Genomic DNA, 15,873 nt, shown 5'->3' with positions numbered 1-15,873 from the left:
CTATCGGGCTTCAGTTAGTTGAGAAATCAGCTGCAGCGCTTCCTCTGTTTTTTCAGCATACACAGGAATAAACGCCGCCATATTGCGATTCAATCGAAAAGAATAGCCGTTCAGCCGTTTTTTCCCTTTTTCGATCTGAACGGCATAGATCGTTTTTTCTCCTGTTTTTTTATTAACAGTTGTATAAGGAGATGTTTTTTTAGGAGGCAATCCGTTTAACGGCTGAAAATTTTCCGGATCATCGTAAGCTTGAAACATGTCTTCAGGCACGATGAAAACATCTCCCTCATGGGCGGTAATTTCAGTCAGCAGTTTTTCCTGAAAAGCTGGAAAGATATCGATCTTCCCGGCATTCTGCTCGGCGGCCTTTTTTATTTTTTCCTGTACGCCAGCCTGCATATCAGAAAAGAGAATGACATGCATTCCGTCCGGCCTGCTTGAGCATGATGCCAAAAAGAGGACTGAGACGATCACATACAAAGCCGTACGTATCCTTTTTGTCATTTCCCGGCTGACCTAAAAAGAGGCTCCAGCTCTGTCATAGCTAAAATAAACGCGCCGGCTCCGTGCAGATCGTTTGTGCTTCTTTCGCGGCTGACATAATAGTCATAGAAACCGGCTGACGTTCCGACACATATGTCTTTGACGAGAAACGCTCCGTCTTCTGATGTTTCGGTTTTATGCTGAATCAAGCCTTGATACGCTTTTAGTAGTGTTGTTTCGTAAGCTCTGTCTAGATAGCCTTGATTGATTCCCTTCGCAAGTGCGTACATGTACAGGCAGGATCCTGAGCTTTCCAGCCAGTTATCGGACCTGTCTCCCTTATCAACGATCTGATACCATAACCCCGTCTCTTTGTCTTGATAGCGGCAGATGCTTTTAATCATGTCCCGCAGCGTGTTTTTCCACACATGACGGTTTGGATGCTTCTTCGGCAGCTCTTCAATCATGTCAGCAAGAGACATGACGTACCACCCGATGGAACGCGCCCAGAATTCCGGAGAACAGCCTGTCTCTTCATTGGCCCAAGGCATTTTTTTCGCTTCATCCCAGGCGTGATAAAAGAGTCCGGTTTTTGCATCCTTCGTATGCTTTCTCATCAATGACTCCTGCAGCACGACCTGATCAAACAGCTCCGGCTCCTGCTTCAGATTGGCATATTTCAGTGCGAACGGCCCCCCCATGTATAAGCCGTCAAGCCACATTTGGTATGGATAACCGTCTTTGTGCCAAAAACCGCCCTCAGACGTCCGGTTCAGTGTTCTATATAAGCCGCGCAGCCTTTTTGCCGCTTTGACATACCGTTCATCCTTCGTCTGCTCGTATAATGGAAAAAGAATGAGACCAGCTTGAATGGCGTCCAGTTCATCTCTTCTAAATAATAGATTGCCATAATCATCGATTAAGAGATCTGCATAGGCCTTCGCATACTCAAAATACCGCTTTTCCCCGGTTGCTTCCCACAGCCGCAATACACCGCATAAGAAAACACCCTGATGGTAGTGCCAGCGGTTTGCAGGAGGCAGCTCCTCGACTGTGTACGTATTCATAATGGTTTTTGCCAATGCCTCCGCGTACGTAAGAGGCGATTTTACAGCGATTGATTGATCCATTGATCCCATCCCTTTCTTAATAAATTCCTTCCTCGCCAAATTTCTTCGCCAAACGATTCGCTAGCATGACCAAAATCAGCCCGACCGCCGCTTTAAATACGCCGACTGCTGTACTGTAGCTGAATTGGCCCTGTTTCAGCCCTGCAGTATAAACATACGTATCAAAAATTTCCGCCACTTCCCTGTTAGTCGCATTTAACAGCAAATACACATGCTCGAAGCCAAGCTCCAGCGTGTCTCCGATTTTCAAAATCAGCAAAACGACGATAACGCTTTTAATGGCGGGAAGCGTAATATGCCACATTTGCCGCAGCCGTCCCGCTCCGTCCATTTTCGCCGCTTCATACAGCTGGGGGTCAACCGCTGTAATGGCCGCCAGATAAATGATCGTCGACCAGCCCGCTTCCCTCCAGATAACCTGCAGAATATACAGGGGCCGGAACCATTCTTCGTTCAGCAGAAAATTGATTTTTTCACCGCCAAAAAACACAATCAGTTCATTAATCAAGCCTCCGTCTACCGTTAACAGCACAAACGAAAGTGATACAACAATGACCCAAGACATAAAATGCGGGATATAAATCAGCGTCTGAACAAATTTTTTAAAGAGAGCAATCCGCACTTCGTTCAATAAAAGCGCCAGCAGTATCGGCACCGGGAAAAATATGGCCAGGTTCAAAGCAAATAACACGAGCGTGTTTTTTAACAAGAGAAAAAATGTAGGCTCAGTAAACAGCCTGATAAAATGCTTCAGCCCCACCCACTCACTGCCCAAAATGCCGAGGAACGGCTGATAATCCTGAAACGCAATCACAATTCCCCACATCGGAACATACTTAAAAAGCAAAAAATAAATACACCCCGGCAAAATCATCAAGTACAAATATTTTTGCTGATTCAGCTTGCTTAGTAAGCGCTTTCTTTTTTCTTTTTTAAAAATGACTGCATCAACAGCCGGCGCTTGCGCTTCTGCTGTTTTCATTTTTTCCCAGCCTCCTTTCACGGGTTCTTGCATTCACTGTAGCGCAACAGGCAAAAGTCCGTCTACAATCATATGATCACATCCTGTTTTATCCCTTTATAATCAAGGGTTCAGCAGAAAAAAGACACCGATATTAGAAAATGATTATTGACAATATCTATCAATCTTTGGATTAATTGTATTAAGGTGAAGTGGATGTTATGAAATGGGGGGTTTTATGAAAAGAAGCCAATACAAGTTTTACTACAAACTGATCACGTTTTTCTGCCTGCTCAGCACCATTCCGGTTATTTTGGTCGGATTGTTTTCGTACGAGCACTCTCAGAAAACGGCTATTTCCAACGTTTCGGAGGAAAAATTCGACACACTCCAGCAGACCCAGCAAAGCATCGAACATATATTGAAAACCGTCGATCACTCTTTAACCCACTATGTGAGTTCGCCGCCTCTCCTTCGCACATTGTCCGAGCCTTTGCACTCAGACCAATTTCAAATCTATAACCAAGTGAACCAAGAGCTCAATTATCTGCAAAGCTTTGATACCGATCTGTCCAACATGACGTTAGTCAGTTATACGAAAAAATGGTACATGAACAATTCCGGTTTGTACCGTTTGAATACAGACACTCTTCATGAAGAAGCCTCAGCGTACACTAAACACAAAGCGAGCCGCTCCTATTGGGCGCTTGAGGAAAACAATCATTTGATTTCAACCAAAGAAGGCACATCAGAAAACTGCCGCTATAATATCAATTTAATTAAGCAGCTTCCTTTGAACAGCACAAATACAAAGGGATTGGCCGCCGCAAGCATCCCGAGCTGTTCGCTTGTCAAAAATATGCCTGGCTATTCAAACGCCAACAACCTGTTTATCATCGATGAAAAAGGCCGCATTATCCTTCATAACAACATGTCTGACATTGGTGAATCTCTTCATAACGACGGCTTTGTCCAAAAAGTGCTGGCGCAAAACGCCAATAGCGGACAGTTTGAAACAGTGATTGACCGGATTCATTATAAAGTCACCTATCAAAAATCTGACTATAATACATGGACTTATTTTTCTCTCGTTTCCCTGCCTGAGTTAAAAAAAGAAGCCAAATCAATCGGATGGCTTGGCTTGGCTCCCGCCATTTTTACAAGCCGATCAGGGTGCTTTACGAATCATTCGCAAGACATGGAGCCATACAAGAGAAACAACAGCCTCCTCAAAATGAATTTGAGTTAATTGAACAGAGCTTTAAGCAGCTGAAGGACCGAAATGACGACCTTGAGGAAACGATGAAGCAGCAGGCCACTCATCTGCAGCAATATTTTATGGTCAGGCTTATGCTTGGAAAACTGACGGATGAGGAGGTTGATAACCGTTTTGAAAGCCTCGGCTTAAAGCAAAATTGGCGGCACCTTGCCCTGCTTGTGCTCCAAATTGACACACTGAATCATACACCTTATGAGAAAAAAGATATGGATCTGCTTTTGTTTGCCGTCAACAGCCTGATTGAGCGCAGCATCCCGACGGACAAACATCTTGCCCCCGCCGTGGTGGACAAACAGCAGGCAACGATTTTGATCAATCAAAGCGGGACAAAGGAGGAATTCATGGCTGAGCTGAATGAGACTGCAAGGATGATTCAGGAAAAAGCGGAAGCTGAGCTGCAGCTGTCTGTCAGCATCGGCGTCAGCCAGCCGTTTGATGCGCTGACAAAGGCGAAAACAGCCTACGCTGAAGGTTCGGAGGCGTTGAAATACCGGCTTAAAGCGGAAAACAAGTCGATCATCTTTTACGAAGACCTTGACCAGAAAAAAACCTTCAAAACCCATTTTCCAAAGCAGCTTCAGCATGAGCTGTTCGATGCCGTTAAAGCAGGAGACAAGGAGAAAGCGGATAAATGCCTGCACGCGATTTTGCAAGCCATTTTCACCCAGAACACCAACCCGTATCAATTTCAAATCGCCATCGCCCGTTTTTTGAACCATGTGATTGAGCTGATGCATGTGCTTGGGATCGAATTGTTTGAGCTTGAAGAAAACAAAATGCTGTATGACCAAATTTTTGAGCTGAAAACGTTCGAGGATACCGAAAACTGGCTAAAAAATGAGTTTATTGATCCGATGACAGACAAAGTGAACGCCCGCGCGGATGCCCAGTACAAAAATATTTCCGACAACATCATTCATATCATCCATCATGAGTTTGAATCCGAATTGACACTGGACGAAATCGCGCGCAGGCTGCATTACAACCCAAATTATTTAAGCAGCATTTTCAAAAAAGAAATGGGTATTTCATTCAGCGAGTATGTCTCAAGCTACCGACACCATATGGCGAAAAGCTGGCTTGCCGAAACAGACATGGCGGTCAAGGACATTGCCGAAAAGCTGAAATATAAAAACTCGCAAAATTTTATCAGGTCTTTTAAAAAGCTGGAGGGGATTACACCGGGAAACTACCGCCAGCAAAAAAGAAGCATGTAAAAAACCCAAAACCGCTTGCGCGTTTTGGGTTTTTCCAACATTATTTTGTTTGTTTAAATGCTTCTTCGTATTCCTGAATAATTTGTTTTCCTCCGCTTGACTCCCATTTTTCCACTTCTTTATCGAACTGGCTTTCTGTGATGTCTCCAATCATATATTTATAAGTCGCGTCATCAATGATTTTCTTCAGTTCATCCCCCCGTTCCGACTCCGATGCGGAATAAAGGCTTTCAGCCGGGTTTGAGACGATAATCTTTTCATTGTCCTCGGTCAGCTCCTCGTACGCCGTCCGAAGCGGATCTCCAGTGTTTTTTAAGTAGGCTTTATCAATGGCAATTAAGGCGGACAGCGGCTGAATATCAGTCTGCCAGTCTTTTACCTGGCTTTCTTTGCGTGTGAACGTTTTGTCCTCACCTTTGTTGTAATGAACGCCGTCAATGCCATAAGTCATCAGGCTATAGACATCTTCTTCGGCAATTCGGTCAAAAAAAGCCAAGATCCGTTTAAGCTCAGCTTCCGTTTTCACACTCGTTTTCGGGAAAGCAAACACGCCGTTATGGCCTCCTGATGCCCATACCCGCTCTTTCCCATCTGGGCCTTTTATACGGTTGACGATCTCGAGCTTCATCGATTTATCAGAGGCATGGTCGCGCAGATTGACCGCATCTACCATATTGCCAATATAAATTCCGGCTTTTCCTTGCGAAAACAGCTCCTGCTGCTGGGTTTTGCTTGTGACGGGAAAATCCTTATTCATATACCCGTTATCACGCAGCTTTTTCATATAGTTCATTGTGTCTTTGTATTCCTGTGTCATGAAATCAGGCGTGAATTTGCCGCCCGATTCCTTCCAATCTGTCGGCATGCCTTCATACGAGCCAATCGTTTTAAACGCGCCGTAAATCAAGTCATTACGGTCTGCCAGCCCGAATGTATCATCTTTCCCATCCTTGTCCGGGTCGTCCTCCGTAAATGCTTTGGCCACTTCATAAAGCTCATCCAACGTTTTCGGGGTTTTCAGATTTAAATTGTCCAGCCAGTCCTTCCGAATGACAATCCCCTGTCTGGAAAGCGGGCGCTCTCTGTATATCCCGTAGAGCTTGCCGTCAATTGTCACATTTTTATTAATGAGTTTGTTCATTTTGTTTAAGTTGGGATAATCCTTGATATAATCACCGATTTCCCAGAACATTCCTGACCGGAAGGCATTCATGACTGACGAATTTTTAATATCCTGGATCGTCACGATTTGCGGAAGATTGCCCGCTGCAAGCGCCGCATTCAGCCTGTCTTCTTTCACCGCGTCTGGAACCCAGGTGATGTCGAGTTCTGTATTTGTCAGCTTTTCAATTTCTTTAATCGCCCTGTCTTTCGGCGGCTGCTGGTGATACAAAATCGCCATCCAAGACAGCTTTACCTTTGAATCCGGGCCAGCTTTGCCTTCAGCCGAAGACTGATCAGCCCCTTTACAGCCCGCCAGCACTCCGCCGAGTGCCAGTACAAGCACAATCAAAAGCACCCTCCATTTGTTTCCCATCGTACCCCTCCGTTTCATATTTCTTTATCCTTTGACAGATCCCAGCAAAGCTCCTTTTGCAAAATGCTTTTGTATAAACGGATAGACAAGCAGAACCGGGATGGTCGCCACCACTATGACCGCCATTTTAATGGTTTGCTCAGGCGGCGGGCTGCCCGACCCCATTTCAGACATATCCCCCTGCATACCGCTTGATACAATGACGATTTGGCGCAGAAGCACCTGAATCGGCCATTTTGCTGAATCGTTTAAGTACAAGATCGCTGTCATATACGTGTTCCAATACGTGACCGCATAAAATAGTGAAATCGTTGCGATCGCAGGAAGAGACAGCGGCAGCACAATTTTAAAGAATATGCCCAGATCATTGCACCCGTCAATTTTCGCGGACTCTTCCAGGCTTGACGGGATATTTTGAAAGAAGTTTTTCAGAATGATCAGGTTAAAGGCATTAATGGCTGTCGGCAAAATAAGCGCCCAGTAAGAATCGAGCAATCCAAGCGATTTGACCACAAGGAAAGTCGGAATCATGCCGCCGCTAAACAGCATCGTAAATACGACGAGAAACATGAGCGGCTGCCGGCCGATTAAATCACGGCGGGATAACCCGTAAGCCATCAGTGAAGAAAGAAACATGCTGACCGCAGTGCCTATCACTGTCACAAACACAGAAACAAGCAAACTCTTATAAATAATATCTGTTGAAAAAATGTAGCGATAAGCATCTAGCGAAAAAGTGGTCGGTATTAAAATAAATGTTTTCGACACGACTTCTTCTACTGTGGCGAAAGATGCTGCGATGACATGAATGAACGGAAGTACGCATATTAAAGCGAACATCAGCAAGAAACCATAAATCAACATATCAAACAGACGGTTTTTCAGTGAATGTGCGATAGCTCCCACCTCTCTTTGTAAGCGTTATCATATTTTTGGAAACCGAGCTCAGCATGTGACGATATCGTGTCTAAAATGTAGCAAATCTGTTATTGCCATGTCTATAATCATTTGAACAGAGTCCCCGGCCGGGCGGGGGCTGCCGCGAATTGAGAGCGATAACAAAAGAAAAAGAGCATAATCTTAGAAAATGATTATGCTCCGTTCTCCTCCTCGTTCAGAAGTTCGGCCGTATTGATTTGTGGCGAAAACCCAAGTTCATTCACGGCAGATTCAATGGACCATGGCCGGCCCGGATTATCAGAGACGGCGTAATAAGTGCCGTACCGGATGTTGGTCTCAATGGCGGCTTTGAAAATCGACAGCAGATCGGGGTGAGAAAGCAGTGTCTTTTTCGTCCGTTCTTTTTCATGCAGCGTATCCATTTCATCTGTCACGACTGTTCCGATTCGAAGGTTGATTACTGATAGCTTATTTTCCAAATAAAACAAATGGCCGATCTGTTCAGAGCTCAGCTTTAATACACCGTACAAGTTTTTTGACAGCGGATAATCGCTTGTTGTGATTTCCCGTCCTAAGAGCGAGCGCCCGTCTTTTTCGTATAAATCTGTGACATGATTGCTGCTGGCGAACACGAGCTTTTGAATGCCGATCTCCGCTGCCGCACGGCACAGATAATAGCTTGCCCTATAGAAAACATCCGTCATTTTTTCAAACTCAGCGATGTCCATAATATCGTATTTGATTTTAACAGCGAGTAAATTCAAGATGGCATCGGTATCTTTTGGAATCTTCTTCAACAGCTCCTCATAATTTGCCGCGTCAGCCTGAATGGAAGAGGCTTTGCCATCGAAATGATCTTTATCAAGCACTGTCACTTCATAGTCTGAAATAAGCCCTTCAGCAAGCAGTCTCCCAATCACACCATTTCCGCCGGCGATCAGCACTTTTTTCACGATGTTCACTCCCCTTTTTTATAGATTGCCCATTTTCGGCGGGGCTGACACTTTTTTGGCACTCATATTCTTAGGCTTATTCAAAAGTCACCGGCAGCTCCTCAAGCGCCCGAAATCCAAAAAGCGGCCGATACCGCCATTCAAAATCCGCGAGCTTAAGGCTGGGCATTCGCTGCAGAAAGGTGTTAATCGCAATTTGCGCTTCTAATCGTGCCAGCGAGGACCCTAAGCAAACATGATGGCCATGCCCGAATGAAAGGTGCGGATTAGGACTTCTCGTAATATCGAAGACATCGGGGTTCGTGAATATGCTAGGGTCTCGATTAGCCGCTCCTAACAAAAGATAGACTTGCTCTCCTTGACGGATCGTCACCCCGCTGATGTCAATATCCTCTGACGCAACTCTGGCTGTCATTTGCGTGGGGCTTTCATAGCGTAAACATTCCTCAACTGCGGTACCAATAAGATCTGGATTTTCTCTCAGTTTCAAAAGCTGTTCTGGATGCTGCAGCAGACAAAGGACTGAATTGCTGATGAGATTAACCGTTGTCTCATGTCCGGCGATCGCCAGCAATATGCACGTAGATGCCGCCTCCTCTTCCGTCAGCTTATCATTTTCTTTCCCCTTCAAGAGCATGCTGATCATATCCTGTTGAGGGTGGCGTTTTCTCTTTTGAATCAGCTCTTTGAAATATGCCATAGCCTGCACAGCCATATGATTGCCCTCTGTTAATGCCTTTCTTGACCGGGTAAAATCAATCGTTTGAATGAGACTCGCAGCCCACTCCTTTAATTGCTCCCTATCTTCCTCCGGTACACCTATAATGTTAGCGATGACAAAGCTTGCTAAAGGAAAAGCAAAGTCCGAAATGACCTCCATCTTTTTTTCACCTTGCACTTGATCAAGCAATTGGTGGACAGTTTCAATGATATACGGCTGATAACTCTCTGTCGCTCTCGGCGTAAACGCTCCGCTGGCAAGCGTCCGCAATCGTCTATGATCAGGCTGGTTCTGAAACAGCATCATTTGATTTTGCACATGTGAAAGGTCCTGATATTTGGTTGAGCTCTCAGGCAGCGGGGTGCGGACTTTGAATCTCGCATCTTTCAAAATAGCAGCCGTTTCTTCATATCCTGTGACATACCAGCCCGGGTATTTTAAGAAACTCCCTTTATAGATAGGATGAACAGCTCGCAATGTGTCGTAAAAAGAATATGGGTTTTTCAAAAACTCAGAAGATGCAGTTGACGATGCAATTGTCACGTGATTTTCTCCTTTCTGTTCAAAAATAAAAGCAATCGACATCATACCGATTGCTTTTATTGATTCTTTCAGCTTTTCGCACTTAAACTGGCCTTCATTTCTTCGACTGATTCAACTTCAAAGCCTAAATCACTCAGCATTTTATGATCCTCCGTCTCCTCTTGCCCGGCAGTTGTTAAGTAGTCTCCGACAAAAATGGAGTTTGCGGCGTAAAGCCCTAATGGCTGCAATGAGCGGAGATTGACCTCTCTTCCTCCGGAAATGCGAATTTCTTTTGATGGATTGATAAAACGGAACAGCGCCAGCACTTTTAAACAATACAGCGGGTTTAATTCGTTGACGCCTTCTAACGGCGTGCCATCAATTGCATGCAAAAAATTCACAGGAATGGAATCCGCGTCAAGGGCCTTCAAGCTTTTGGCGATGTCAATGACATCCTGTTTCGTCTCCTTAATCCCGATAATGGCGCCTGAACACGGAGACAGCCCCGATTCTTTTGCGATTTCAACCGTATTGACTCTGTCATCGTATGTATGTGAGGTCGTGATGTTTGAATGGTTCCTCTGTGACGTATTCAAATTATGATTATAGCGGTCTACTCCGGCATCTTTGAGCCGCTTCGCCTGCTCTGGCTTCAACAGTCCGAGACACGCACAAACCTTCAGTCCATACGTCTCTTTAATTTCCTGAACCGCATCTACGACCTGATCCACTTCTCTGTTAGACGGCCCTCTGCCGCTTGCCACGATACAATATGTGCCGATATTCAGATCGTGCGCCCGCTTCGCGCCTTCAAGCAGCGTTTCCTTATTCACCATCCGATAAGACTCAATCGGCGCTTTCGAAATCGCAGACTGTGAACAATAGCCGCAGTTTTCCGGGCAGAGCCCGGATTTCGCATTCATAATCATATTGAGCTTTACTTTTTTTCCATAAAAGTGTTTTCTGATATGAAAAGCTCCATGCATTAATAGCAAAATATCTTCATCAGGACAATGTAATATTGAAAGCGCCTCTTCGTCAGTCACTTCTGCTCCAGCCAGCACCCGGTCTGCGAGTTCCATCCATTGATTCATTCTCATACCCCCATTTGATTCATCAGTAATGATAGATTGATATGGTCTTTTACCATATGTAGAACCGTTTCTTTCGTAACGTTGGCAAGCTTTGGCGTAACCCCTAAAATCGGAACACCGCATAAGCGCTCAATCATCTCAGGATTGGTTTTTTCATCTTCATCAGGAGAGTCACTGATTCCATTGATGATAATTCCGGCAATTGGAAGCCCCATGCTTTCTGCATATTTGACAGTTAAAAAGGTATGATTAATGGTTCCAAGGTGAGGACGCGCCACAATAATCATGGGAAGCTGCAACGCTTTTATGACATGACTGACCAAATAGTCCTCTCCCAATGGCACAGAAATACCGCCCGCACCTTCTACGATGAAGCATTCATGTTTTTCTCTAATCCGCCCCCAATGGCTTAAAACCTCTTCCATGGTGACAGTCTTTCCCTCAAGTTTCCCTGCAACGTATGGTGCAAGCGGCGCCTTGAAGGCAAAAGGCGTAATGTCTTCATGAGAAAGACTGGTCTGCGACATGTCTTTCAGCAGACTAGTATCACTATCTGGATGATGGCGTGATATCCCGCTTAAAAATGGTTTATACACCCCAACATCTCTATTATGTTCTTTCAATAAAGCAGCAAGACCGCTGGATATAACCGTTTTCCCTACTTCTGTATCAGTTCCCGTCACAAAAAAACCCCTCAAATGATATGCAGCTCCTTTCCGATTGAATGAAATGTTTTCAGCAAATCATCAATATCACCCATACTGTGGTCAGACGTGATTGTAATTCGAATACGGCTTTCACCCGGCGCAACGGTCGGCGGCCGAATGGCAGGAGCATAAATTCCCTTGCCCTGCAGTTTTTCAGCAAATATGACCGTTTTATGGGCATCGCCAATGACTACAGGAATAATCGGTGTGTGATCTCCTTTCACCACATAACCCATATTCTTCAAACTGGTTCTGATGTTGAAAGCCTCGTGAGCAGCCGCACAGCTGGCTGGCGGAATAGCGGTTTGAAAGATAAATGTTCTGGCATGGTTCAGCAAAAAGTCGATGAAGACCGCTGATCCAGCCGCAAAACCTCCTTCCGTACCAACAGCTTTGCTTAAGGTGCCGATCACAATGTCAGGATAAACACCAAAGTATTCACTCGTTCCTCGTCCCGAATCACCTAAAACTCCTGTTGCGTGGGCGTCATCAACGACCACGAAGGCATGATAGCGTTTCGCAAGTGAGATGATCTGATCAAGAGGGACGATTGTGCCATCCATGCTGAATACCCCGTCTGTTACGATAAAACGGCGCTGATAACGCTGTGTTTCATTCAGCTTGTTTTCAAGATCATTCATATCAATATGCCGATAAACAACTGTATCAGCCTTAGAAAGTCGGCAGCCGTCGATAATACTTGCATGATTGAGCTGGTCACTTAAAATGACATCTTCCTTTTCTGGCAAGGATGAAAGGACACCGACATTGGCCAAGTAACCGCTCGAAAACAGCAGGGCCGCTTCTGTCCGCTTAAAGCTGGCAATCTTCTTTTCTAGCTTTTCATGCCAGACCGAATTGCCTGTCGTTAAACGTGAACCGCTACTTCCTGTCCCAAATTGCTGCAATGCTGTTTGGGCTGCATCGATCAAACGTCTATCGCTTGCGAGCCCTAAATAATTGTTTGAGGACCAGACCGTTTGATTTTCGCCATCAATGTTCCTCTCCGGAACCGGTGCCCCATTCATTGACCGCAGGTTACGGTGTACGCCGGCTTCCTTTGCTATGTCTAACCGCTCATTTAACCAGGAATCAATCTTCAAGGCTCGTAACCTCGTGGATCGCTTGTTTCATAATGGCAACCATTTCCGTGAGCTCTTCAGCTGTGCTGGCGAGAGGAGGCAGAAATGCAATCACGTCCCCAAGCGGTCTTGTCAGCATTCCTAACTCTCTCATTTTTAAGGAAACTTTGTATCCAATCCGCCGATCAGCCGGGTAAGGTTCTTTGGTTTCCTTTGACCGGACAAGCTCTGCACCGCACATAAAGCCAAGCTGCCGAATATCCCCAACATGAGGAAGAGCGTGCAGATCTTGAAGAAGAAAATGGAGCTTTTTACTTTTTTCCGCTACTTGTTCCACAATGTTTTCAGATTCAAATAATGCCAGATTTTCAAGCGCAACCGCACAGCCAAGCTGATTGCCTGTATAGGAATGGCCATGGAAAAAGGTTTTTAGGTTTTCATAATCATCATAGAATGCCTTATAGATGTCTTCAGTGGCAAACGTAACGGCAATTGGCAAATAGCCTCCTGTAATGCCTTTACCGGCAGCCATCAGATCAGGCTGGACATTCTCGTGCTCGCACGCAAACATTTTTCCTGTACGGCCAAAGCCTGTAGCGACTTCATCAACGATCATTAAGACATCGTATGTTGTACATAGCTCGCGCACCCCTGCCAAATATCCTTCCGGCATCACGATCATACCGGACGCGCCTTGTACTATTGATTCAATGGAAAGCGCGGCAATTTCCTCGTGATGTTCTTTAAGCAGCTGTTCAAGCTCTCGGAGGCACTGATCACAGCACTCATCAGGATCACCGCTTTCAGAGCGATACACATAAGGAATCGGTGCCTTGTAACTCTCGAACATCAACGGGCCGTATACGTGGTGAAAAAGCTCAATTGAACCGACACTGACGGCGCCAATCGTATCACCGTGATACCCGTTTTTCATAGCGATAAATTTTTGTTTCTCGGGCTTCCCAATGTTCTTCCAATACTGAAACGCCATTTTTAAGGCTATTTCCATCGCTTCTGCACCGCTGTCTGAATAAAAGACCCGCGTGAGCTTTTTTGGGCTGATGTCGATTAATGTCTCGGCAAGCTGGGTTGCTGGAACGTTGGTCATGCCCAACAACGTGGAGTGCGCAATTTTTCCGAGCTGTTTTTTTATGGCGTTATCTAGTTCTTTTTTGCGGTGTCCGTGGACATTAAGCCAAACTGATGAAAAACCGTCATAGTATTCCTTGCCATTTATGTCTTGGACTTTGATTCCAGTCCCGCTTTCGATGATTAAGGGGTTTTCATCATAATCTTTCATTTGGGTAAATGGCAGCCAGAGGTGCTTTTTACTTTTTTCTATCAAATCATGAGTCATGGTCTTCCTCCCACTCTATTAAAATAGGCTGCTTCTCCAGATCATGTATGTACGTGTTTACATCATTGGATCCATCAATAAAAAAGACTCGTCAGCCCTCTTCAGTCCCGTATTCTTTCATTGCTGTAATACGCTGATAGCCCATTTTCTTACCCGCAACATAGCCTGTTATGTAATCCGGATCGTCCGACCAGCATAATTCTGCAATGGCTGCCGGGTGCCGGCTTACCTTTGAAGCGAGCGCAAGGGCCTCTTTTATTCTTGAATGAGCCGGCACGTGACTGTGAAGCGCCCATTTTTCAAAATTAGCGTCCGGCCAATCCATTCTGGAGACCCGCACCCCTTTTTCTTTTGTTTGATCCATTCGCTTGCCTGTATGAATATCAAACAACACCGCACCCCTGACATCTGACCATTCTGGGATTTGTTCATACGCTTTTTCAATCACGTCTCGTGAAACGCCTTCTTTTTCCAATAACAATCGGGCAAGCTTTTGTCCTTCTCCCGGGCAGCTCACTTCATTCGTATACACAGGCAATGGCTGAATGGTTTTTATCGATTCATGTACCTCTTCAAATTGAATTTGCATAAAATCAGGTTTTCCTCTTGAATGGGATAACCCTTTTTCTAATAAAGCATTGACTGTATGCTTCATCTCATGGAAAGGAATAAGCCGTTCTCCGCCGGATATATGCTTTCCGCCGTCTTCATGAGACCCATTCATAGAAGCCCTCATTCTGACACTATAAAAAGTTTCTTCTTGCATCATTTCTCGCCCTTTCACTGATAACTGAAGAACGTGTAGCGCTTCTCACCTCAATTGTTAACCAATTATATTTAAAGGTTAACAATTAGAATATATTATTCTCTCCTGTTTCTGTCAATAGAAGAAAGGATCGATTTATGGCAGTTGGTTAAAAGGATACAAAAAGACCGTTTTCACATAAAACGGTCTTTTTCGATTTCTTTTTACAGTCACAGCCACTTTTGCAAAAACCGGACAGCTTCATGCCTCATAACTGCTGTTTCGAAATGTCCCGAAGCAGAACGGACCACTCGGTAGCAATCAGCAGCTCCCTGTCCAGCATAGACAGCTGTCAATTCTTTTTCGATTTTGTCCACGCCCTCAGCCGGCGTTAACCGATCGTGTACACCAACAAGACTAAGGTGCGGGCGCGGCGCGATCAGGCTTTGGATCTCCGATGCGGAAAAATGCTTTGCAAGCGATGGGACGTAATAATAAAAGCCGTGCCTGTCAAGATTCTGTGTTTTGATCAGCACGTGATGATCCACCTGGCTGCACAAATCCACACACACCTTAATCCGGTCATCGAGCGCCGCTGTCCACCACGCCATCAAACCTCCCATAGACATGCCGATGGTTCCGATCCTGTCAGGCTGAACATCAGAGCGTGACTGCATATAGTCTAACGCACTTAAACTGTCATAAATCATCATCCCCCACATCACTTTTCCGGTGAGAAGCATTTCTTTAAATATCTCGCTTTCCGCTTTTCCCCGCCGATCTCCAAATCCCCAATGATCAATCGCAAGAACGCCGTATCCGAGTGAAGTAAGCTCATCAGAAAAAGAAGGCGTTTTCAAATAATCCGCTCCCTCAATCAGCTCACTTTTTCCCCTATCATACTGGCCCCCATGCGAATGCTGAAACAATACGGCTGGGCACGGTCCTTCTGTTTTCTTCGGCTTCACAAAATAAGCGGGCACCTTTTCATGTCCATTTAAATCGAGCAGGAGCGTTTCAACGATATTTTCTTCTCTTTCTTCAATACGTAATGTCTCAACACTGATTGGCCTCCGATCAGGCAAATCACCAAGCAATCGAAACAGTTGCTTTCTTCTTTCGGCTCTCATCCCATCACCCTTCCTTATTCGCTTACTTCACATTTACGAGACAGATTCTGGG

12 protein-coding genes and 2 pseudogenes are annotated in these 15,873 nt (G+C 45.2%); 1 reads left to right on the top strand and 13 read right to left on the bottom strand.

Annotated features, from left to right (window positions below; translation table 11 throughout):
- From rmgS to rmgP, 3 genes are read right to left on the bottom strand one after another with little or no spacing between them, the layout of a single operon-like run.
- The gene (gene rmgS / locus PUN35_RS21565) at window positions 1–504 is read right to left on the bottom strand and encodes a rhamnogalaturonan transport/degradation protein RmgS (protein ID WP_072557169.1); all 504 of its coding nucleotides are present in this window, start codon (window positions 502–504) and stop codon (window positions 1–3) included.
- Window positions 501–1,622: an unsaturated rhamnogalacturonyl hydrolase gene (gene rmgQ / locus PUN35_RS21560; protein ID WP_031600812.1), complete on the bottom strand. Its 1,122-nt coding sequence runs from the start codon at window positions 1,620–1,622 to the stop codon at window positions 501–503. The genes rmgS and rmgQ overlap by 4 nt, the downstream gene beginning before the upstream one ends.
- Before the next feature lie 7 nt (window positions 1,623–1,629).
- Window positions 1,630–2,595, bottom strand: coding sequence for a polygalacturonan/rhamnogalacturonan ABC transporter permease (rmgP, locus tag PUN35_RS21555; protein WP_014480596.1), 966 nt, complete (start codon window positions 2,593–2,595; stop codon window positions 1,630–1,632).
- Between the two features lie 205 nt (window positions 2,596–2,800).
- Between rmgP and PUN35_RS21550 the strand changes: the two are divergent.
- Window positions 2,801–5,070, top strand: a pseudogene (locus PUN35_RS21550) (helix-turn-helix domain-containing protein).
- 40 nt (window positions 5,071–5,110) lie between these two features.
- Here PUN35_RS21550 and PUN35_RS21545 read toward each other — a convergent pair.
- The 10 genes and pseudogenes from PUN35_RS21545 to PUN35_RS21500 form a co-directional block, all read right to left on the bottom strand.
- Window positions 5,111–6,607: an extracellular solute-binding protein gene (locus PUN35_RS21545; RefSeq protein ID WP_014480599.1), complete on the bottom strand. Its 1,497-nt coding sequence runs from the start codon at window positions 6,605–6,607 to the stop codon at window positions 5,111–5,113.
- A 24-nt stretch (window positions 6,608–6,631) separates the two neighbouring features.
- The gene (locus tag PUN35_RS21540) at window positions 6,632–7,492 is read right to left on the bottom strand and encodes a carbohydrate ABC transporter permease (protein ID WP_015251420.1); all 861 of its coding nucleotides are present in this window, start codon (window positions 7,490–7,492) and stop codon (window positions 6,632–6,634) included.
- Between the two features lie 206 nt (window positions 7,493–7,698).
- On the bottom strand, window positions 7,699–8,460 hold the full coding sequence (locus PUN35_RS21535; RefSeq protein ID WP_014480601.1) for an NAD-dependent epimerase/dehydratase family protein: 762 nt from the start codon (window positions 8,458–8,460) through the stop codon (window positions 7,699–7,701).
- 76 nt (window positions 8,461–8,536) lie between these two features.
- Window positions 8,537–9,724, bottom strand: a complete 1,188-nt coding sequence (gene bioI, locus PUN35_RS21530; RefSeq protein ID WP_033882163.1) for a biotin biosynthesis cytochrome P450 — start codon at window positions 9,722–9,724, stop codon at window positions 8,537–8,539.
- Window positions 9,725–9,792: 68 nt separating this feature from the next.
- Complete coding sequence (gene bioB / locus PUN35_RS21525; protein WP_014480603.1) at window positions 9,793–10,800, bottom strand: biotin synthase BioB; 1,008 nt, start codon at window positions 10,798–10,800, stop codon at window positions 9,793–9,795.
- Window positions 10,801–10,802: 2 nt separating this feature from the next.
- Window positions 10,803–11,498 (bottom strand): dethiobiotin synthase, encoded by a 696-nt coding sequence (bioD, locus tag PUN35_RS21520; RefSeq protein ID WP_014480604.1) that lies wholly within the window; start codon window positions 11,496–11,498, stop codon window positions 10,803–10,805.
- Window positions 11,495–12,610, bottom strand: coding sequence for an 8-amino-7-oxononanoate synthase (gene bioF, locus PUN35_RS21515; RefSeq protein WP_033882157.1), 1,116 nt, complete (start codon window positions 12,608–12,610; stop codon window positions 11,495–11,497). The genes bioD and bioF overlap by 4 nt, the downstream gene beginning before the upstream one ends.
- Window positions 12,600–13,946 carry an adenosylmethionine--8-amino-7-oxononanoate transaminase gene (gene bioA / locus PUN35_RS21510; protein ID WP_014480606.1) on the bottom strand — a complete coding sequence of 449 codons (1,347 nt, stop codon included), beginning with the start codon at window positions 13,944–13,946 and terminating at the stop codon, window positions 12,600–12,602. Before bioA ends, bioF begins: the two co-directional genes overlap by 11 nt.
- Window positions 13,936–14,712: pseudogene (gene bioW / locus PUN35_RS21505) on the bottom strand (6-carboxyhexanoate--CoA ligase). Before bioW ends, bioA begins: the two are co-directional and overlap by 11 nt.
- A gap of 209 nt (window positions 14,713–14,921) precedes the next feature.
- The gene (locus PUN35_RS21500; protein ID WP_014480608.1) at window positions 14,922–15,821 is read right to left on the bottom strand and encodes a dienelactone hydrolase family protein; all 900 of its coding nucleotides are present in this window, start codon (window positions 15,819–15,821) and stop codon (window positions 14,922–14,924) included.
- Window positions 15,822–15,873: the final 52 nt, after the last annotated feature.

The sequence above is a fragment of the Bacillus sp. N3378-2at genome (genome assembly GCF_033412715.1).
Lineage (GTDB): Bacteria > Bacillota > Bacilli > Bacillales > Bacillaceae > Bacillus > Bacillus subtilis.
Note: the sequence above shows the minus strand (reverse complement) of the source record. Positions and strands in the feature narration are given on the sequence as shown.